This is a genomic window from Pradoshia sp. Z3_51, from assembly GCF_058215915.1.
Genome location: NZ_JBZAJC010000005.1, coordinates 109269 through 129699, shown reverse-complemented (window position 1 = coordinate 129699; position 20431 = coordinate 109269). Strand labels below are relative to the sequence as shown.

At 38.2% G+C, this 20431-nt stretch carries 23 protein-coding genes; 8 read left to right on the top strand and 15 right to left on the bottom strand.

The annotated features are described in order from the left end of the window. Positions 1–36 precede the first annotated feature (36 nt). The 6 genes from AC4BHA_RS12095 to AC4BHA_RS12070 form a co-directional block, all read right to left on the bottom strand. On the bottom strand, positions 37–666 hold the full coding sequence (locus AC4BHA_RS12095; protein ID WP_066104710.1) for a nitroreductase family protein: 630 nt from the start codon (positions 664–666) through the stop codon (positions 37–39). Between the two features lie 213 nt (positions 667–879). Then, the gene (locus AC4BHA_RS12090; protein ID WP_066104707.1) at positions 880–1902 is read right to left on the bottom strand and encodes a DUF2804 domain-containing protein; all 1023 of its coding nucleotides are present in this window, start codon (positions 1900–1902) and stop codon (positions 880–882) included. Between the two features lie 126 nt (positions 1903–2028). Continuing rightward, entirely contained in the window at positions 2029–3474 is a 1446-nt protein-coding gene (locus AC4BHA_RS12085) for a peptidoglycan endopeptidase (RefSeq protein ID WP_140462059.1), read from the bottom strand. 504 nt (positions 3475–3978) lie between these two features. Next, positions 3979–5898 (bottom strand): PTS fructose transporter subunit IIABC, encoded by a 1920-nt coding sequence (locus AC4BHA_RS12080; protein ID WP_139892428.1) that lies wholly within the window; start codon positions 5896–5898, stop codon positions 3979–3981. A 12-nt stretch (positions 5899–5910) separates the two neighbouring features. Next, on the bottom strand, positions 5911–6822 hold the full coding sequence (gene pfkB, locus AC4BHA_RS12075) for a 1-phosphofructokinase (RefSeq protein ID WP_139892427.1): 912 nt from the start codon (positions 6820–6822) through the stop codon (positions 5911–5913). Next, on the bottom strand, positions 6819–7580 hold the full coding sequence (locus AC4BHA_RS12070) for a DeoR/GlpR family DNA-binding transcription regulator (RefSeq protein ID WP_306821559.1): 762 nt from the start codon (positions 7578–7580) through the stop codon (positions 6819–6821). The genes pfkB and AC4BHA_RS12070 overlap by 4 nt, the downstream gene beginning before the upstream one ends. A gap of 284 nt (positions 7581–7864) precedes the next feature. Here AC4BHA_RS12070 and AC4BHA_RS12065 point away from each other — a divergent pair, with 284 nt between their 5' ends. Continuing rightward, positions 7865–8254: a thiol-disulfide oxidoreductase DCC family protein gene (locus AC4BHA_RS12065; RefSeq protein WP_139892425.1), complete on the top strand. Its 390-nt coding sequence runs from the start codon at positions 7865–7867 to the stop codon at positions 8252–8254. A 56-nt stretch (positions 8255–8310) separates the two neighbouring features. On the opposite strand, the gene AC4BHA_RS12060 is transcribed toward AC4BHA_RS12065, so the two are convergent. Together AC4BHA_RS12060 and zwf are read right to left on the bottom strand one after the other, a co-directional pair. Further along, positions 8311–8928 (bottom strand): cyclase family protein, encoded by a 618-nt coding sequence (locus AC4BHA_RS12060; RefSeq protein WP_066104694.1) that lies wholly within the window; start codon positions 8926–8928, stop codon positions 8311–8313. A gap of 31 nt (positions 8929–8959) precedes the next feature. Then, entirely contained in the window at positions 8960–10444 is a 1485-nt protein-coding gene (zwf, locus tag AC4BHA_RS12055) for a glucose-6-phosphate dehydrogenase (protein WP_066104691.1), read from the bottom strand. Positions 10445–10676: 232 nt separating this feature from the next. Here zwf and rnz point away from each other — a divergent pair, with 232 nt between their 5' ends. The 3 genes from rnz to AC4BHA_RS12040 all read left to right on the top strand — a co-directional run bounded on the left by rnz (position 10677) and on the right by AC4BHA_RS12040 (position 13164). Continuing rightward, a complete protein-coding gene (gene rnz / locus AC4BHA_RS12050; RefSeq protein ID WP_148630061.1) occupies positions 10677–11594 on the top strand; it encodes a ribonuclease Z in 918 nt (305 codons plus the stop codon). A 159-nt stretch (positions 11595–11753) separates the two neighbouring features. Then, the gene (locus AC4BHA_RS12045; protein ID WP_139892423.1) at positions 11754–12668 is read left to right on the top strand and encodes a DUF4240 domain-containing protein; all 915 of its coding nucleotides are present in this window, start codon (positions 11754–11756) and stop codon (positions 12666–12668) included. Between the two features lie 220 nt (positions 12669–12888). Further along, entirely contained in the window at positions 12889–13164 is a 276-nt protein-coding gene (locus AC4BHA_RS12040; protein ID WP_490558720.1) for a hypothetical protein, read from the top strand. Between the two features lie 70 nt (positions 13165–13234). Here AC4BHA_RS12040 and AC4BHA_RS12035 read toward each other — a convergent pair whose 3' ends face one another. Next, entirely contained in the window at positions 13235–13351 is a 117-nt protein-coding gene (locus tag AC4BHA_RS12035) for a YjcZ family sporulation protein (protein ID WP_077248053.1), read from the bottom strand. A gap of 285 nt (positions 13352–13636) precedes the next feature. On the opposite strand from AC4BHA_RS12035, the gene AC4BHA_RS12030 reads away from it, so the two are divergent. Next, entirely contained in the window at positions 13637–14047 is a 411-nt protein-coding gene (locus tag AC4BHA_RS12030) for an NUDIX hydrolase (protein ID WP_490558719.1), read from the top strand. A gap of 176 nt (positions 14048–14223) precedes the next feature. On the opposite strand, the gene proC is transcribed toward AC4BHA_RS12030, so the two are convergent. Continuing rightward, on the bottom strand, positions 14224–15072 hold the full coding sequence (proC, locus tag AC4BHA_RS12025; RefSeq protein ID WP_066104675.1) for a pyrroline-5-carboxylate reductase: 849 nt from the start codon (positions 15070–15072) through the stop codon (positions 14224–14226). Between the two features lie 403 nt (positions 15073–15475). On the opposite strand from proC, the gene AC4BHA_RS12020 reads away from it, so the two are divergent. Together AC4BHA_RS12020 and AC4BHA_RS12015 are read left to right on the top strand one after the other, a co-directional pair. Next, positions 15476–16435, top strand: a complete 960-nt coding sequence (locus AC4BHA_RS12020) for an MBL fold metallo-hydrolase (RefSeq protein ID WP_490558718.1) — start codon at positions 15476–15478, stop codon at positions 16433–16435. Positions 16436–16462: 27 nt separating this feature from the next. Beyond that, positions 16463–17257 (top strand): SDR family NAD(P)-dependent oxidoreductase, encoded by a 795-nt coding sequence (locus tag AC4BHA_RS12015; RefSeq protein WP_066104670.1) that lies wholly within the window; start codon positions 16463–16465, stop codon positions 17255–17257. Positions 17258–17344: 87 nt separating this feature from the next. On the opposite strand, the gene AC4BHA_RS12010 is transcribed toward AC4BHA_RS12015, so the two are convergent. Next, positions 17345–17521: a 3-oxoacyl-[acyl-carrier-protein] synthase III C-terminal domain-containing protein gene (locus tag AC4BHA_RS12010; protein WP_077248084.1), complete on the bottom strand. Its 177-nt coding sequence runs from the start codon at positions 17519–17521 to the stop codon at positions 17345–17347. A gap of 3 nt (positions 17522–17524) precedes the next feature. Further along, positions 17525–17773 carry a hypothetical protein gene (locus AC4BHA_RS12005; protein WP_066104667.1) on the bottom strand — a complete coding sequence of 83 codons (249 nt, stop codon included), beginning with the start codon at positions 17771–17773 and terminating at the stop codon, positions 17525–17527. Positions 17774–18092: 319 nt separating this feature from the next. Here AC4BHA_RS12005 and AC4BHA_RS12000 point away from each other — a divergent pair, with 319 nt between their 5' ends. Continuing rightward, positions 18093–18401 carry a hypothetical protein gene (locus tag AC4BHA_RS12000; RefSeq protein WP_225983600.1) on the top strand — a complete coding sequence of 103 codons (309 nt, stop codon included), beginning with the start codon at positions 18093–18095 and terminating at the stop codon, positions 18399–18401. Between the two features lie 53 nt (positions 18402–18454). On the opposite strand, the gene AC4BHA_RS11995 is transcribed toward AC4BHA_RS12000, so the two are convergent. The 3 genes from AC4BHA_RS11995 to AC4BHA_RS11985 are packed head-to-tail and all read right to left on the bottom strand — an operon-like array spanning position 18455 to position 20119. After that, entirely contained in the window at positions 18455–19249 is a 795-nt protein-coding gene (locus AC4BHA_RS11995; protein WP_139892417.1) for a DUF4097 family beta strand repeat-containing protein, read from the bottom strand. Further along, on the bottom strand, positions 19242–19802 hold the full coding sequence (locus tag AC4BHA_RS11990; RefSeq protein WP_066104661.1) for an HAAS signaling domain-containing protein: 561 nt from the start codon (positions 19800–19802) through the stop codon (positions 19242–19244). Before AC4BHA_RS11990 ends, AC4BHA_RS11995 begins: the two co-directional genes overlap by 8 nt. Beyond that, positions 19799–20119, bottom strand: coding sequence for a PadR family transcriptional regulator (locus AC4BHA_RS11985; RefSeq protein ID WP_066104658.1), 321 nt, complete (start codon positions 20117–20119; stop codon positions 19799–19801). The genes AC4BHA_RS11990 and AC4BHA_RS11985 overlap by 4 nt, the downstream gene beginning before the upstream one ends. Positions 20120–20431: the final 312 nt, after the last annotated feature.

The window sequence follows — 20431 nt, the reverse complement described above, 5'->3', positions numbered from 1 at the left end:
AACTAGTGTGACAGCTCTATCCTTATATCATCTCGATTAGATAAATGTAGTAATATCTTCTACAGGTAAGCGTACGGTTTTAAAGTAATGATCTCCCTCTGCTTTACCAATTGCGATTAATACTAATGGAATATATCTTTCGTCCACATTGAAATTTTTAGCAAAAGCAGTTTTATCGAAGCCGCCCATCGTAATGGTATCCAGCCCACGATTTTTCGCTATCAGCATTAATTGCATGGAAACAAGACCGGCATCAAAGCTTGCCATATTAGCTCTTGTTTCTAAAGGTGCACCTGGATAGACCCGTTTAACATCATTCACGAGCCTTTGTCTATTTTCTTCGTCAACATAGCCTGCTTCAAACATCATATCGTAGATTTGATCTGCTTTTTTATACATTTCAGTATCCCCAAGGACAGCAATAACAGCAGATGCATTTTCAGCCACCTTTGCATTGTTACCATATAAGGCAAGATCTTTCTTTCTATCCTCATCTTTAACTACGATGAAGCTCCAAGCCTGCATATTGCTAGAAGATGGAGCTAAAGTAGCTTCCTCAAGGATGCTTTTTAATTCTTCTTCGGAAATTTTAAAAGAAGCATCATACTGTCTGATCGAATGACGTTCCTTAATAATCGTTGATAAATCTTTATGTACATTTGACAAAGTAAATCCCCCACAGTTCCATAAATAAAGTTATTATTATATGCTTTGCTTATTTTTAGTAAGTAACAAGTAAATTGTAATGTTGCAACTTACATTTGTCAACTCAATCGCCAGTTAGGAACGCAAACGATATGGATTGTGAAAAAACATGAAGAAAACTAACTTTTTTTTAGGCAACTCCGTATATCTATATTCGAATAAGTGAACATCAATCTACCATTTTGCTATATGGTCTTCAATACAGCCAAGCATTTGCTTGATTGTCAGGATAGTGCTGTCCGGTAAGCGTATTTCTCCGTTATAATAGCCTACCATTTGATGTACTTCTGATTTCACTATAATAGCATCAGTCTTGGCGATCCGTTCATATAGAGGTGTAAAGGTGAGCCTTACACAATCAGTCGCCAAAGAGTCAATCTTCCATGGCTGCATGAAATCATGTTTATTATAGTGAAATTTCATATCTTCACTGATTTTTGTCAGCCGTCCATTAACTAATACGGCATTTTCATTAAAGCCTGTCCCATCAGTCCATTGTCCGCCAAAATTTAGACCAATTACATCATTTCCTTGTTTACCAGATGCCATTCCCCAATTCCAGGTACAGTTTCTTGGCCAGATACCTCGTCCGTAATCTAAGCTGGCATAGCTTTCATCAGGAGTAAATTGATAGGTTTTAGACCCAATAGTCAGCGTCCCTTTAGTAGGAAGACAGTGCATTTTCGTTGTTAATTGAAATGTTTGATCACTCCAGGGTATGACAACACTCAACGAATCCGTTTCAGGATAGCTAATTTCAAAGTTTGCCAGCAACGGTTTTTCGTTAAAATTAGGAATCTCTACGTTCAGCTGAAAACGATTATTTTCCCATAATATAGCGATGTCCATTTGTTTGGAGGTGAGTTTAGTACTCGCCAATACATCATTAGGGAGCGCTTTATTACTTTTAAAAGGAAATAAGGCTGTTTTCTCAAAAAATGTCTTGGTGTTTAAATCGAGATAATAAACAAAGCAAACCATTGCGAAATCTAAATGGCTGATTGTAGCCGAAAAAAGAACATCTTTATTTGTTATACACCAATAGTTCCATTTCTTTTTACGAAGAAAGCGTCCAGTGACATTTCCGCTGATAAGAGGCTTTCTCGACCAGCCTATGCTATCAGGTATTAAATTACCTTTTTCATCGCATAAATGAACTGGTTCTATTATTTCTCTTTCATTATATATATGACTCATCCTTAACAACCTTTCTATTAGAATTACTATTTGTAGTACAGATCTATTATTAATTTATCATTAGAGGGAAGGTGAGTCTATTGGTGAAAAAACAGCGAGCGGGTAATAGAACCCGCTCGCTGAATCTTAATTAGCGTATAATCGCTTATAACTATCAAAATGTTTTTTATAATAGCTGTTGTTTGTACTAGTAATACGTACTCCGCTGTTATCAGCATGAATAAATTCATTATTTCCTAGATAGATGCCTAAATGGGAGATTCCTTTCTTATATGTACCGGAAAAGAAAATGAGATCTCCAGGCTGAGGAGAACTTACATAATAGGAACGATTAAAGAAACCTTCAGCCGTGTATCTTGGCATAGAATGTCCCGCTTTATTAAAGACATAATAAAGAAAACCGCTGCAATCGAACCCAGATGGTGTTGTTCCTCCCCACACATATTTTGTGCCGATCAAGCTTTTACTGATGGAAATCAGATTAGATGTAAAAGCTGAGTTTCCTATTGTTTCCTGAGCGGAAGAAGACCCGCTTGAAGGTTCGGAAACAGAAGGCAAATCACTTGCTGCCTTTGAAATTTTCAGCTTTTGCCCCACATAAATCACATCAGATTTTAACCCATTCATCGATTTGATTTGTGAAACGGTCAAGGAATAGGTTTTAGCAATCTTACTTAGCGTATCCCCCGACTTAACTGTATAGGTCGTTGAAGTAGCAGTACTGCCGGAAGAGCTTGAAGAGCTGCTTGACCCTGTAGTAGTAGAAGGCTTAGACACCTTTAACACTTGGTTAGGGTAAATAATTGTACTGGATAGGTTATTCCAGCTCTTAAGTTGACTGACCGTAATTGAATGCTTGTTGGCAATTTTACTTAACGTATCGCCAGATTTCACCGTATAAGTAGTAGCGGATGAACTACTGCTGGAAGAACTTGTAGAACTTGAACTGCTAGATCCAGTAGTAGTTGAAGACTTAGTCACCTTTAACGTTTGATTCGGATAAATAACTGTACTCGATAGGTTGTTCCAGCTCATAAGCTGACTGACCGTAGTTGAATATTTACGGGCGATTTTACTTAATGTGTCTCCTGACTTTACCGTATATGTCTGATTGGTAGACACTGATGTACTTCCGGAAGAAGAATGATTGGTGCTTGATGAGGATCCGGAAGCACCTTCGGCCACTTTAATAATTTGACCAGGGTAAATGAGATCATTCTTTAAATCATTCCAGCTCTTTAGTTTACTTACAGTCGTAGAGTGCTTAGCAGCTATTGCTGATAAAGTATCTCCTGATTTAATGGTGTAAGTTTTAGAACTGATAGAACGTTCGGTAATACCGGATGATGATGTACTGCTAGATACTGTGATGACTTGGTTTGGATAAATAATGTCACCTGTCAAATCATTCAACTTCTTTAAATTCGAAACCGTTGTTTTGAATTTTGAGGCAATAAAAGAAAGTGTATCCCCCTTTTTAACTGTATATGTCGATGCTGCAGAGGCTTCTTGAGCAAAAGCAGTCGACATGATTGCAGCTGCAGTGAGGGTCACAACTTTTATGTGCTTCATTTTAATCAACTCCTTTACTAGCTATTTGATAAAAATACAATATCGTTATTATATTAGCATAGTAAAATTTTAGATTAAAGTTATAAGTATTAATTTTCACTGTTGTAAGAATATGAGATTAATAAAATTTAGAAATAAAACTTACTATTTTTTATTTTTTTAGAATAATTAACAACGGAAGGGATTTAATACCTGAGAGGGGGATGAATGATCTGATTGCAGGCGTACAAATTTAGGAAAATGAGTGTATACTTGATGTAAATTTTATGATGGTGAACCATTGACAGTTTATACAGCTATAAGCGGGTTAGAAATAATGATAGTTACTACACGAATTCTTGTTTCACATAATCGGCCGATAAAGTGCTGAAAACGAAGACTTAAGCTTCTTAAGCTCAGCCGTCATCGGAAAATTTAGACTGCAATTAAGTGCAGATAGCCATGATATAAAATGCAAAAAAAAGAATGACCTTAAGAGAATCTAGGTCATTCTTTCTTTTTTGCTTATGCTACATCCTTAATAGTTGCATTCTTTTTCCAAAAGCCTAAAAGAACAGCTGTTACTAGTGAACCAATTAGTATGGCTAAAAGGTACATAAAAGGATTATCTATTAATCCAACAACGAAGATACCACCGTGTGGAGCTGGAGTCGAACAGCCAAATGCTGCAGATAAGGCTCCAGCCGTGGCAGCGCCTATTACAGAACTGACGATGACTCGAATTGGATCTGCTGCTGCAAAGGGGATTGCTCCTTCCGTGATGAAGGAAGCACCCATAACATAGTTTGTAAGACCAGACTTACGTTCCGAGTCAGTGTATTTATGTTTAAAGAATGTAGTGGATAGTGCGATACCAAGCGGTGGGACCATTCCTCCAGCCATAACAGCAGCATGGGGGACACCATTGCCGGCAGCAATTGCTGCTATACCAAATGTGAAAGCAGCCTTATTGATAGGACCTCCCATATCGACAGCCATCATACCGCCGACGATTAAACCAAGGAACACTGCGTTTGTACCGCTTAAGTTTTCAAGCCAATTAGTCAGCCCTTTATTCATGGCCACAACCGGGTCATTAATGATGAATATCATAATTAGACCGGTAATTAATAGGCCAAATAAAGGATATAGCAGTACTGGTTTGATACCTTCCAAAGAAGTTGGCAGCCAATTGAAAGCTCTTTTCACACCAAGAGTTACATACCCTGCAAGGAAACCAGCGATTAATCCGCCAAGGAAGCCTGCGCCTGCCGTTGCAGCTAATAAGCCGCCGACCATACCGGGCATGAAACCTGGGCGATCTGCAATCGAGCTGGCAATGAAACCAGCAAGTACAGGTACTAATAAGAAGAACGCACCCTTGTCTCCGCCGCCAATGGTATTGAGTGCTGCAGCAAATTCATTGTAGCCCGGTGTCGTTGGATCGGTTGGGTTAATTCCGCCAAATAAGAAGGAAAGGGCAATTAAGAGACCGCCGCCGACAACGAATGGAAGCATATTACTTACACCGCTCATGAGATGTTTATATATTTGAGCGCCTATCCCTTTTTTCTCCTGATTCCCGCTATCCTGATTAGTGGATCCGCCTTTGGCTTCGTAAATTGGGGCATCCTGTTTTAAAGCACGGTTAATTAGTTCTTCGGGCTTGCGGATTCCTTGTGCTACAGGAACTTGAATCACATGTTTGCCATTGAAACGATTCATTTCAACGTTTTTGTCTGCAGCAACAATGATTGCACTTGCTTTTTGAATATCTTCAGCAGTGAGAGGGTTTTTGATTCCGGTGGAACCATTTGTTTCTACTTTAATATTTACATTCATTTCTTTCGCTTTTGCTTTTAAGGCATCCGCTGCCATATAGGTGTGCGCAATTCCAGTTGGACAGGCAGTGACGGCTAACACATAACCTTCTTCATTTGCCTCTGCAGTATCCGGTGCAGGTTGATCTTTTGAATCTTCATTTTCAAGCTCATTCTGTTTGGCATCAATAATAGAGAGGATTTCATCCTCTGAAGAAGCTTTCAAAATAGCCTGACGGAAATCATCATACATTAGCATAGAGGAAAGCTTTGATAATGTATCAAGATGAGTATCGTTTGCTCCGTCAGGCGCGGCTATCATAAAGAACAGGCGAGCAGGCTGCCCATCCAATGATTCATAATCAATTCCGTTAATGGAACGACCGAAACATAGGGCCGCTTCTTTAACAGCTGCCGATTTAGCATGGGGGATTGCAATCCCTTCACCGATACCGGTTGTGCTTTGCTCTTCACGTTTCATGATTGCTTCATGATATCCTTTACGATCTTTCAGTTTGCCTGCTTGATCTAGTTTGCTGACAAGTTCAGCAATAACTTCTTTTTTGTTACTGGATGAAAGATTCAGGATAATAGTATCTTTCTTTAACAGGTCTGTGATTCTCATGGTTTCACTTCCTTATAGTTTTTGAATTTCAACTTGCGGGAGAAGAGCTTCGATATGTTCTTTTTCGGCAAGGTCGTAGTTGAATGCTGTTGCACTTCCAGAGGCAACTCCATATTGAAATGCTTTTTGTATATCCTTCGTTTGATCCCACTTCCCGATAAATCCAGCTACTAAAGAATCGCCTGCACCAGTAGAGTTTTTTACATCTCCTTTTGGAATCGTAGCTGTATAAACTCCATCGTGATTAATAAGTAAAGCTCCTTCGCCTGCCATAGAAACAATTACGTTTTTAGCACCTTGCTCAACAAGAATGCTACCGTACTGAATGGCCTCTTTGGTTGTTTCTATTTTCGTATCAAATAGTTCCCCAAGTTCATGATGATTTGGTTTCACAAGAAAAGGATGTTCTTTTACAACATCGAGTAAGGTTTTTCCGCTTGCATCTACGACTACTTGTATACCTTGTGCTGCATATTCCCTTGTTAACTGCTGATACAAATCTGGCGAAATGGAAGGAGGGATGCTGCCTGACAAAACGAGAATATCCTCCTTAGTCATCTTTGAAAGCTTTTGACGGAGTTCATCCATTTTTTCGGCGCTTATGTATGGCCCTAATCCATTAATTTCAGTTTCTTGCCCAGTTTTTAGCTTTATATTGATTCGGGAATCTTCATCGACATTGATAAAATCTTCAGGTACGTTCTCTTTTCTCAAAGCATCGAGAATGAATCCACCCGGAAATCCACCGCTAAAACCAAGTGCGGTTGTTTTTGAACCAATTCGGGAGAGGATACGTGAAACATTTATTCCTTTTCCTCCTGGATATTTAGCTTCTTTGCGCATTCGATTTAAGCCGCCAAGTTGAAAATGATCAACCTCTACGATGAAATCCACCGATGGATTTAGTGTTACGGTATAGATCATGATTTCACTACCTTTATTTTTGTATTCATCTTATACTTAGCCAATTTGGCTGAATCCATCCCGCTGGTAATTATAGTTGCTTGATTCAGTTCAGCCACTCTGGCAAAGGATGTTTCATCAAATTTACTGAAATCGGCTAATATAAAAGCTTCTTTCGATAAATCGATGGCTGATCTTTTTAATATAGCTTCCTCTGGGTCAGGTGTACTGAAGCCCCAATCTGGATGAATGCCGTTTATTCCGAGAAAAACTTTATCAAACCGGTAGTTGTTTATATTATTGATAGCCTGACTGCCAATTATTGCATTTGTAGATTTCTTGATGCGGCCACCAATTAAATACGTAATAATATTGCTTTTCTGAAGTGCAGCTGCCTGCATAATCCCATTTGTGACGACTGTAACGGGTTTATTTTGAATGAAGGGAATCATAGCAAGGGTTGTTGTACCAGCATCAAGATAAATACAATCACCATCATCAATCATACTTACAGCTTCTTTGGCGATTGCTTTTTTTTCGCTTGTTCTGGAAGTGGATTTCTCCAGAATCGTTGGTTCAATGCTGCGTTTTTTCACAAGTTCAGCTCCGCCATGTACTCTCTTTAAAATAGACATGTCTTCCAATTGGCTTAAGTCTCTGCGAATTGTGGATTCTGATGTATGTAATTCTTTTACTAGCTCCTGTATTTTGATGAAGCCATTTTGGTTGATTTTTTCGATGATATATTGCTGTCTTTCTGAAGTCAGCAATCCAATCACCTCCCTACCGTTTAAATATAATGTGTTTATAAATAAAAATCAATCAAATTCATTCAAAATCAATCAAAAAGATTCATGAAGTTTTTAAAAACTATCATAGGGTTAATTCTTTATAGCACCTGAGATGGTTTTTAGATAAAATCCATTATTTAATAAGATGGGTTTAGTATAATCAAATAGAAGAATTTATATTTTGGGGTAACAAAATTGTCTATATCACAATAAAGAGGGTAACTTTATCAATAGAAACCGAAGGGGCAACTTGAGAAGGGGGTTAGTAGAAGATGATTGTATTATTTGATGGGGAATGCAATTTTTGCGATAAGAGTGTTCAATTTATCATTAAAAGAGACCCGAAAGGAATTTTTGTTTTTGCCTCCCTGCAGAGTGAAGCAGGCCAGCAGTTATTAAAGGAATACCATGTTCCTGAAGGAATAGACAGCTTAATTTTACTTGAACCAGATAATCACAAATACTATATGAAGTCTTCGGCTGCCTTAAGGATATGTAAACATTTATCGGGTTTATGGAGTATGTTGTATGTCTTTAAGCTGGTTCCAAGAACTATTAGAGATAGAGTGTATGATTTAATTGCGAGAAACAGAATTAAATGGTTCGGTAGTAAAGATCAGTGTATGTTGCCTTCACCGGAAATTCGAAAAAGGTTTTTATGATGGGTTCTACATCAAAAAAATCCACTTTCGCAGGCGAAAGTGGATTTAATCATTTATTAAAGCATACCATCCAGCAATAATACACGAGACGGAGCAGCATCAATGCCTACCAATTTAAGCGGTGCTGCGACCATAAAGTATTCACCGGCAGGGACATCTTTCAAGCGCAAACCTTCAATAACAATTACATCGTTTGCAAACAGGGTTCGGTGAGTAGGGTGTCCAGGTTGAGCACGTTCAACACCAAGCCCATCGATACCAACACCATTAATGCCAATCTCAGACACATGCTTCGCACCAGACTCACCTAGCGCGATAAATTCAAAGTTAAATTCTTCATCGAAAGAGTTTTTTGTTTTTAAAAGAATGAAGTCACCTTTTTCAATAGGTAAAGACTCAAGATCTTCTTTTTCAACTAACCCTGTTACATGAGTTAAATCAAATACTTTACACTTACCAACGAGACGTTCAAGTCCAATTGTTTCAATAGTAGCACCATCATTCATCATATGAAGCGGGGCATCTGTATGAGTTCCGACATGGGCATCAAGAGTAATGCGGGATTCGGTAACATGTCCGTTTGTTACAGTGTTGAAAACTGGCTGTTTGTCCTCAATATTTTTATAAACGGGCATTCCAGTGTAAATTGGCATAGAAACATCATAAATTTTCATATTGGTTTCTCCTCCACAACTTTATTTTAATTTACTCGTCTTCTTCTTCAATTGCCCACCAATGGAAGCCATCTTTTGAGAGCAGTTCATCTGCGCTCTCTGGCCCCATTGAACCGGATGAATAATTAGGGAAACATCCAGCAGGTTGGCTTTCCCATGCACGAGAAATTACATCTGTGAACTTCCAGGACAAGGCTACTTCATCCCAATGGGAAAAGTTTGTTGCATCTCCGCGCATCGCATCGAAAAGCAGGCGTTCATAGGCTTCAGGGGTATTGAATCGGTCGTATTTGGAAGTCCTAAAGCTTAATTTAACTGGTGTTTTTCCGCCTTTTTTAGCATTGAGGTGAAGCGTGATTCCTTCTTTAGGCTGGATATTAATAACTAGTAAATTAGGGTTTAGCTGCTCTTCAGTTCTATAAAACAGATTCATCGGCACGTCCTTAAATTGTACGACAATCTGAGTAGACTTCGCCGCAAGCCGCTTGCCGGTACGGATATAGAACGGTACACCGGCCCATCTGAAATTTTCAAATAACAATTTTCCGGCTACATAAGTTTCTGTATTGGACTCTGGGTCAACCATATTTTCAGAACGGTATGCTGGTAAAAGTTTGTCACCGACTTGACCTTCACCATATTGACCGCGCACAAAGTATTGATCTACTTCATCTTCCTTTATAGGGCGAAGGGAGCGAAGTACTTTAACTTTTTCACTGCGGATCTCGTCAGTCGTTAATTTAATCGGAGCCTCCATCGCAAGCAGTGAAACAATTTGCATAATATGGTTTTGAACCATATCACGCAAGGCACCGCTGTTCTCATAATATCTGCCTCTATCTTCAACTCCGAGAGTTTCTGTAGAGGTAATCTGAACATTGGCTATGTAGTGATTATTCCAAAGCGGTTCAAAAAAAGCATTTGCAAAGCGAATCACTTCAATATTTTGAACCATTTCTTTCCCTAAATAATGATCGATTCGATAAATTTCATTTTCGGAGAATGATTGACGAAGCTGATTATTGAGCTCTTCAGCTGATTTAAAATCATGGCCGAATGGCTTTTCGATAACTAAGCGTTTATAACCGGCTGTATTGGTCAATCCATCTTCTTTTAATCTTGTGGCAATCGGTCCAAAATACTCCGGTGCCATCGCAAGATAAAATAGTCGATTTCCATTTAACTCATATTTTTCATCCAATTGGTCTGCCAAGAGACGCAGTTCTTCATATGATACACTCGCTTGGCTGACATCCAGTGATTGATAGTAGAAATGACCGGCAAATTCAAGCTTTTCAGAATCAGTGCCATGTTCATCGGCAACCGCTTCCTGAATATGTTGTTTAAGACGATCTGTTGTCCATTCGCGTCTGCCAATTCCTATACAGGCGAAGTTTGAAGATAATCTGCCTTTCGTGTATAGACGGAATAATGAAGGGAAAAGTTTCCGTTGCGCTAAATCTCCAGTAGCCCCAAATATCAATATTAATCCTGATTGTTTGTCAATAGTGGGCATTCAGAACCTCTCCTTATATGGTAATTACGATAGTTTATTTTATCTCTTATTCAACTCTTTATCAATGGATTGAATTTTTTCCATCTATACTTAGTTTACAGATAAAGAGGGAGAAAATAAAATATTTTATCGCTATATTAAAAATGTGGAAGTATTCGGATTTTCTCAAATGCTGAAAAAAAAGGAAGAGTGCTGTAAAATAGATGTATTCAAATAGGCTGGAGGAATTAGATTGGAATTTGTATTTTTAGGAACAGGAGCCGGCATACCGGCTAAGCAGCGAAACGTATCTTCGCTTATCCTGCAGATGAATGAAGAGAGAGGGGCAAGCTGGATGTTTGATTGTGGAGAAGCGACTCAGCATCAAATATTACGCACGCCTGTAAAAACGAGAAAAATAGAGAAAATATTCATCACGCATCTGCATGGTGATCATATATATGGGCTACCTGGCTTACTTGGCAGCCGTTCATTTCAGGGGGGGACAGAACCGCTGACCATTTACGGACCGGTAGGAATCAAAGAGTATGTGGAAACGTCCTTGCGTTTGAGCCAAACTCATTTAAAATATGATCTGTCATTCGTGGAAATAGTAGAAGATGGTCTGCTATTCGAGGATGAGACATTCAGAGTGGAGGTATTGCCTTTAGATCATGCTATTTTAAGCTATGGGTATCGAATCGTCGAAAAAGATAAACCCGGAGAACTACGGGCTGATTTATTAAAAGAAGCTGGAATTCCGCCCGGTCCGTTATACAGCAAGCTGAAAAAAGGTGAAATGGTCCAATTGGAGGATGGCCGCATAATAGATGGCAGAGATTATATCGGAACACCTAAGCCGGGGAGAGTGATTGCTATATTGGGTGATACCCGCCCGTGTGAAAATACTGTCAATCTGGCATTGCACGCTGAATGCATCGTTCATGAAGCTACTTTCCAAAAGGGACAGGAAGAGATGGCCGCAGACTATTTTCATTCGACTACCATTCAGGCAGCCGAATGCGCTGTAAAAGCGGGTGCCAAGCGTTTAATCCTCACTCACATCAGTTCCAGATTTACTATGGATGATGAAATAGAGCTTGTTAATGAGGCCAAAGCTGTTTTTGCAAATACTGAATTAGCGAGAGATTTTTCGGTTTTTAAGCTTTAAAAATAAATCGATAAACTAATAGTAGAGATAGCAGGAAGCGTATGTCCTGCTATCTTTTTTTATTTCTGGGATAAGCATAGTTTTATTAGTTTTAATTAAAAACCCTTTTGTAAGAAAATGTAATACAATTGATGTATACATATATAGGGGGAATACGATTTGGATAAACAAAAGTTTGAAGTATTAATTGGAGATGTGTTTGCTGTAAAACTGCCTGATGGACGGTTTGGTGCGATAAGAATTGCTAAGCACCATCAAGAATTAGGCTCATACCTGGTTATCACAACTCCATATATAGGTGAGGAACTGCCTGTTATTGAGAATAATTGTTTAACTTATATCCTTCGTCAAAATCATTTTTTTTATAAGAATAATCGAGCCCTTGTATGGGTTGATGGAGAGCCTCCTCGGGATTTAATATATATAGGAAATCTTCCTTTGGCGGAAAAGGAAAAAGCTATAATATGCAATTCATTCTGTGAACAATGGGATCGTATTGGAATAGAGGTTTATCATGAATGGAGATGGGAGAATGATCAGGAGAATTTTATTAAAGAAGTTCAAGAGGAACAAAAAAATGATGAGGAAGAAAATCGAAATATAGCTCAAGTACCTAAAAAGATGATGCATGATGAAGAATTTTGGTCTATTATTTCCTTGCTGAATTCAAATGGTAATGGGAGAGAAGATATACTAGAACCGGCCGTTATTGCTTTATCAAAAATGAGTGTAAAAGATATAAAAGAATTTGAGGAAGCATTATCTTACAAACTCTACCTATTAGACACTAGAGAGCATGCCAAAAACATCGGAGAATATTCATATATAGAAGATAATCCAATCAATTTTTCTGTTGATTTATTTTTGTATATCCGTTGTGCAGTGGTTGCAGAGGGGCAGCAAAATTTTGAGCGTACATTAAAAAATCCCGAGATGATGAATAAAAATCGAACATTTGAACCTTTATTATCAATAGCCTCCTATGCTTATGCAACAAGAATGAAAAAGGATTTTGAGTATACATCCGGCTGCAGCTATGAAACTTTCTCAAATATTGCTGGATGGAAGGGCTAAACAGCCGTTTGAGGTGATTCTTTAGGAAAGGTATTAATGCATAAGAGTGCTATTGACTTCCGTTTGAGAGAGAAGATTTTCTACCTGTTATTAAAAATTCTCTGTTGTTTGAGATGTTTTTTTATCTGCGATTAAATGAAAGCGACCCATTTCTTATTTCATTCCAAATGAAGTTATAATATTAATATAATATTTAAAAAAGAATGGGGGACGGATTAGTATGTCTGAGGAGTTATTAGACTTAGCTATTGAATTAGCTAAAAAGTACCATAAGGATCAATTTGATAAGGGCGGTAACCCTTACATTAATCATCCATTAGCTGTAATGAATAGGTTAGACACGGCAGAAGAGAAAATTGTCGGAGTGTTGCATGATATCATCGAGGATACAGAGCTTACCTTTGATGATTTACGAGAATATGGCTTTTCAGAAAAAATTATAGCTGGAATTGATTCTGTGACTAGAAGGGAACAGTTGGGATTAAGGGGTGACTAATCAAATGCTTCAAATAAAAGGAAGAGAGCATGTGGCCCGGGAATCCCCGAGTACATGCCCCCTATCTTACTTAGTAACCGCCGTAGCCGCCTCCAACATAAGAAGCACCGACAATAATTAACAAGATGAAAAGAACAACAACGAAAGCAAAGCTTCCTACACCTTTACCACCATAAGAATCACTCAATACAGACACCTCCTGTTCATTGCTGCAATAATGGGAGCGAATTCCCATTACATAGCCATCATATGGTTTAAAGTGATAGATGGATTGGACAATATTTAAAGTTGGGACAGCCTAAATTTCTGCAGCAATCATTACTCTCGAGAATTAATGGATTTAAAATTAGCTTATGAAAATTCCTATTTACCTTATTAATATGTTACGAATGTTAAAAGGTCAGCTATTTTGCTATAAGTCATGGTTTTATATAAAAAATATCAAGAACAATACTCGTAAACAGGGAGGAGAATGGCTATGAAAGATCGGAGCTCCGTGGTAATTATAGAAAACAATCAGATAGTACTCATTAAAAGAAGTTTGAATGCTTCTGTTTATTATGTTTTTCCTGGAGGAGGCATAGAGAATGGTGAAACACCTGAAGCTGCAGCTAAAAGGGAAGCCATCGAGGAATTGGGGGTAGGTGTAAATGTTAATGAATGTATTTCAAAAGTAAAATATAACGGAAATAACCAATACTTCTACAAGGCAAAAATTTTATCTGGAACTATAGGCACCGGGCAAGGTGATGAATATACAAACAAAACAAGGGGAAGAGGAACGTACCTGCCAATATGGGTGGGTCTTGAAAAGTTAACATCTATTGACGTAAGACCAATGGAGGTGGCCTTAAAAGTTCAATCATTATTTCATCATGTATGAGGGGAGAGCGGGATTCTAACATTTGCTGGGCTGAATGTTGAAAGCCTACTGGAGTGGGATAGTAAAAAAAGAGAGGATAGTATAATCCTCCCGTTAGATGATTAATGATTGACCATTTTTCTGAATGCGCTTAGAGAAGTGCTGTAATTGATACGCGCATCATATAACTATTTATTTTACTCATATAGAATTTTTTCTTTGATTTTACTTCCTAATTCCTTACCCATACGCTCTGATTGGAGGGTAGCCTCTTGAATGCATTTAATAAAGGCTTCCTTAACGCCATGTTGTTCAAGGATTTGGATACCTGCTTCAGTAGTTCCTCCTGGACTTGTTACCTCGTAACGCAGCATTTGAGGAGATTTATCGGAGGAGTGGACCATTTCGGCAGCTCCCATTAACGTTTGGATAATCAGAGTTTGAGCTTCTTGATGATTAAGACCAATTTGTTGGGCTGATTGATGCATGGCTTCAATTAAGTAATAAATATATGCTGGTCCGCTTCCAGAGAGGCCTGTGACGGCATCCATTTTCTCTTCTTCTGTAAAAACGACCATTCCTACCGTATTGAAAATGTCTTTAGCCAGTGTAAGATGCTCTGGTTTCATATAGATGTTCCCTGAAATAGCAGTGGCGGATTTTCCAACTGCCGCAGATGTATTTGGCATAGCCCGAATAATCGGCATAGTATTCTCTAAAATGGCTTCAATGCTTTGAGTAGAAATTCCTGCGGCAACAGATATAAGTACCATCTTACTGGTTAGATAAGGTTTGGCTTGTTGTAAGACTGTATAAACATCCTTCGGCTTAACGGCTATCAGGATGATATCTGCGTCAGATAGAAGGGAGGACATGTTGCGGCATGGAATAACGCCATAGTTTTTTTTCAAGCGTTCTAGTTGAGGATCATTGTTCCGATTACAGACCCAAAGATCTCCGGGTGAAGTTGCCCCTTTTTTTACAATGCCTGCAATCAATGCTTCAGCCATAGAACCGGCTCCAAGAAAAGCAATTTTTTTATTCATGCTCCTGCCTCCTTTGTAAAAATAAAAAAAGCCCTTCATCCTGTAAAGGACGAAAGGCTATTCTTCCGTGGTACCACCTTAATTTACGAGCATTCGGCTCTAGAATGCTTGCATCTTTATACCGGATAACGCCCGGTCGGACGGCCAGGTTTTCCTGACAGCTCGAAAGGCAGGTTCAATCATCAGTGGGCGGCGAAACCTTACAGCCAACGGGTTTCACTCTCTTACGCCATACATGATTTACTATTCTTTCTCGAACGCTTGTATAAGTATATTTATTTGATATTAATAGAAATTATGCAAAAAAATAGCTCATGTGTCAAGAATATTCAAACTTTATGATGGAATTTTCATACAAATTATGTAAAAATAATTACTAAAATACATAACAGGGAGTAATGAGATGAGTTCGATTACAAGGGTAGCTGAAAAAATTATTATACCGACTCCGTTTGCTGTCGGAGATGTAAATACGTATCTTCTAAAAGGAGATGCTTTAACTCTGGTAGATGCCGGAATTAAAACACAGGAAGCAAAAGAGGCACTTGAACGGCAGTTAAAGGAACTGGGATATAGGCTATCTGATATTGAACAGGTAATATTAACCCACCACCACTCTGACCACTGTGGATTAATTGATGTATTTCAAGAAGATCCATTGTATGGACATGAAGATAACCAGCGGTATCTTAAAAGGGATCCAGCATTTATGAAGGAACAAAAAGATTATTTTACAAGTATGGCAAAGCAATTTGGCGTACCTCCGCAATTGATGAAATATGCCAATGATATAGAGTCCCTATATACGTATTCGGGTTCAAAACCCCTCACACATTTTTTGAAAGAAGGAGACTGGATTCCCGGCCATCCTGGTTGGAGAGCAATGGAAACCTTTGGCCATTCACAGGGTCACTTATCCTTCTATCATGAAGAGTCAGGTACACTGATTGGCGGAGATTTATTATTGGGTAAAATTTCACCTAACCCGATTCTGGAGGTACCGAAAAGGGCAGAGCAGGAGAGATTGAAGCCGCAACTGCAACTGAATGATAGCTTGCGTCGATTGCAAAATGAAAGACTGACAATCGTATATCCAGGGCATGGAAAGGACATTACTGAACCATACCAGCTAATAGAGAAACGTTTAAAAAATCAGCATGAGCGGGCATTTCATGTTAAAAGCCTCATTGGGGAAGACCGTCGGAACGTCTTGGAATTAGCTATACAATTATTTCCGAAGGCTGTTAAGAGAGATCCAGCACTGGCATTGTTTGAGACATTGGGCCAGCTCGATTATCTAGATAGTCTTCATGAAATTGAAAGTGAAATGGTTGATGGTGTCGTATGGTATTATAATAAATAATGGACCATTAATGAGGAAGTGAAGTACATGAATGAACGAATTCGTGGGAAAATTGTTACGATTACGGGTGCCTCAGGCGGGTTAGGTGAACAAATTGCCAGACATGCTGCTAAAAGTGGAGCAAAATTGGTTTTAATCGCACGGAGTTTGGACAAATTAGAAAAAATCCGTAAAGAATTAATGACTGATTTTAATTGCGAGGTTTATGTATATACATTGGATGTATCCGATCGGAATGCTGTTGAACAGACATTTGCCCACATCAAGAATGAAGTGGGAGATACCGATGTTCTGGTGAACAATGCTGGCTTTGGAATTTTCGAGAAAGTGTTGGACGCAAGTTTAGATGATACAGAATCCATGATCAATACAAATGTGGTTGGACTCATTGCCTGTACGAAAATGGTACTGCCTGCGATGGCAGAAAAGAAATCAGGCCACATTATCAATATTGCATCCCAGGCTGGGAAAATGGCGACGCCGAAATCAAGTGTTTACTCAGCAACGAAGCATGCGGTACTTGGATTTACAAATGCCTTACGTATGGAAATGCATACAGAGAATGTTTTTGTTACATCCGTCAATCCTGGACCGATTAAAACCAATTTCTTTAATATCGCAGATAAAGAAGGTACGTATATCAAAAACATTGAACGCTTGATGATTGATCCGGTCAAGCTGGCAGAAAAAATCACGAATATCATGCTAAAAAATAAGCGGGAAATTAATGCACCAGGCTGGATGAATGCGGGAAGTAAGATTTACAGTTTAATTCCGAGGACGGTTGAAACGCTCGGGCGAAGTCAGTTTAATAAAAAATGATAAGAGAAAATCCACCTAAAAAACAAGGTGGATTTTTTGTTCCTGCAACGACTTGATGCTAGATCCGTTTCATTTTATATAAAGAGATTAGTATTTCCATAACATAGCGATGAACTGATGTCCTGCACCAACTGTCCAAAACATAACATAATCTCCGCGCTTAATACGCCCATCCTGTATCCCTTCATGGAAAGCGAGGAACGGACTGCTCGAACCTGTATAGCCATATTGATCTCCAATATAAATGACCTTTTGGCTTTGGATATCCTAGTGTTGTTCAATGGTTAACTTATCTCCATATGCAAATTGTGAAATACAAAATGCAGCAATATCGGATATCCTCAAGCTATTCGGCTCCAAAATACGGTCAAATAGATCAAAAATAATCTGAGCAGAAAAACTCGCATCGAAAGGGGTAAATTGAATGTATTGGCTGTCAGCATTTGCATTTATGGATTTACTTAATCCTTCCTTTTGATAAATAATCTTATCTACATCTTGATTGATTACTTTCATATCTTTGCAATCTACGATTAAAAGGTATTCTTTATGTATGGCGATACCGCTTGTGCTGTTATCTTTTTTGGAATTTTAATTGATGGGGAGTAGTTCTATTGATGAAGTAGGGCAGGAGGAGGTTTATAATAGCAGCAACGTGTTAGATGGTTACTGGAAAAATGGATGTACATAAAGATAAGAAAGACAAAATTATATAAACATAATACATATTTATTGAAAAATATAGTTAATAATATTTAGATTAATGGGTATATAGTAAATATAGTTATTATAGAATAATATTTTAAAAAATATATAAGAGAGAGGGTGGCTAGTAATGAGTCGTCAAATGATTAATATTTTAAAATGGGTATCAGGCGGTATGGAAGCATTATTAGGTATACCTGTTCTTGGAGGAACAATTATCCTAAGCATGGCATGGGTACCCTTATTTATTATGCTTGCTTTCCATATCATCATTGTAGTCTTTTCGTATAAAGCCGGAATAAAAGCTAACGGAAATATACTGGGAATTGTAACGTCCGTTGTTGGCTTCATTCCTGGTATTGGAATGATTATGCACTTGTTGTCAGCGGTATTCATCCTTGTGGATGCTGCTCAAAATCAGGCTAAAACAGCTGTTTGATAGAATTGAAAATAAACCCGATAAAGCCCTTGAAGGTTTTATCGGGTTTTTCATTAATCAGTAACACGAATACTGCCGGTCTCCGTGCTCAGTTGAACTGTAATGCTTCCATCCCCACTCATATAACTTCCGGTTTTTTTGCCAAAGATTCGTTTACTGCCAATCTCAGAGTCTGCTGTAATTAAGATGTTATTTGGATCCTGATTAATTGTTAAGTCGATTTCTCCAAGTTCATTTTTGGCGATAAGCGGTTCAGTGATTTCATCGGTCGAAATATCAATCGAGCCAACTTCATTATCGACCTGGAGCTTGCCGCTGTATTTTTGTATCTTAATGTTCCCTAGCTCCGAAGAAGCGATTATTGAAGTGGAGGATACATCGCTTATATGAATGCTTCCAACTTCTGATTCTGCATTTAAGTGGGCTGCATTAATCTGAGAGATTGTAATTTCACCGACTTCATTTGATGCTGAGATTCTGTCATACTGTTTTTTTGGCAAATAGACTGTAATATTCTCTGATGATTTTTTAAAATTAACACCTAGAGAAATAGTATGATCCGCCTCGTTTGTAATGGACAGGGTTTCACCGTTCTCTTCTATTTTTATGGGATTGGACATTTTAGACCCAATTGTCTCAACAATAATTTCATCTCCAGATGTTTCTGCCAGCTTGATTGTCCCTACGGTATTATTGACATCAATCGATTGTATCTCTGAACTTTGAAACTGCTTCGTTTGTTTGTCATTCTCATTTTGAAGTGAAAAAAACGATTTTGCAGTCAGCAATGCTCCTGAAAAGCCAATAACGATGAGTATTCCAGCTACAATCAGCCACTTTTTATACATGCTTCATACCTCCCTTTACAACTGAAACATTCCATTTGCAATATTTAATAAACACTTTAGAACTAAAGATGGTTACATAATACATGCCAAACAAGAGGAGAATTCCTAAACCGCTGAACCCGATTGAAAGAAAAACTTCAAATGCATAGGCCTGATTGAAACCCAATATAATACCAATCAGGTGGAGGAATGGTGATAATATGAGACCGATACTTGCCCCCCAACCGCCTAACAATATACCTCCAAGAGCTATGGCAGGACCAAGGACAAAAATTAGATTCAGAAAGCTCAGTCCAATTGTTAATCCAATCGCACCAAAGACGTTTGAGAAGGTCATCTTCCTGTCTATCTCGGCAAATGTATTCGATATATTTAATTCCTTTGCGATTAATTCAGGAGAACCAAGATTATCTGATATTTCACTCTCGGACTTTCCCTCTAATAAACCATTTTCAAAATACTCATTATAATCATTTAAGATGTCATTGCGTTCCTCTTTAGGCAGGGCGCTAAGATGGTTAGATAATTGTTGCAAAAATTGTTCCCGATTCACTGTACTTCACCTTCCTCAATAATTTGATTAACACCTGTGGAAAATGCTTGCCATTCTCTTACCAGCTGCTTCAGGTAATCCCGGCCTTTTTCTGTTAGATGATAGTATTTACGAGAGGGCCCCTCTGTAGATTCCTGTAAATAGGTCGTGAAATATTCTTCTTTGGTAAGTCGTCTGAGAAGCGGATAGACGGCTCCTTCGGAAATTTCAAATTTATCGGAAATCCCCTGAACGAGCTCATATCCATAACGATCCTTGTTATTTAACATAACAAGTACGCAAAGCTCTAAAACGCCCTTTTTGAATTGGACATTCAATCGTAAAGCCTCCTTTCCTTCGCTATTATACATTGTATAGTAGTAACTATAGTATTACACACGGTACTGTTTAATGCAAGGTAGTATGGATGTTTTTGTAAAAATAATTCAATGAGCGAACATGCAATTAAATTTTTGAAAATATTTTAAATTTGTAATTGACTAACAATTCAAATAGTAGTAATCTGTGTAAAGACTTACCAATTTACTTATCAATGAAAGGAGGACTGTATGATGAAAAAATCAGTGATTGTTGTAGCGTATCATCGAGTCGATATGAGATTTGTGCAGTCCTCCCGTTTAAATATGATT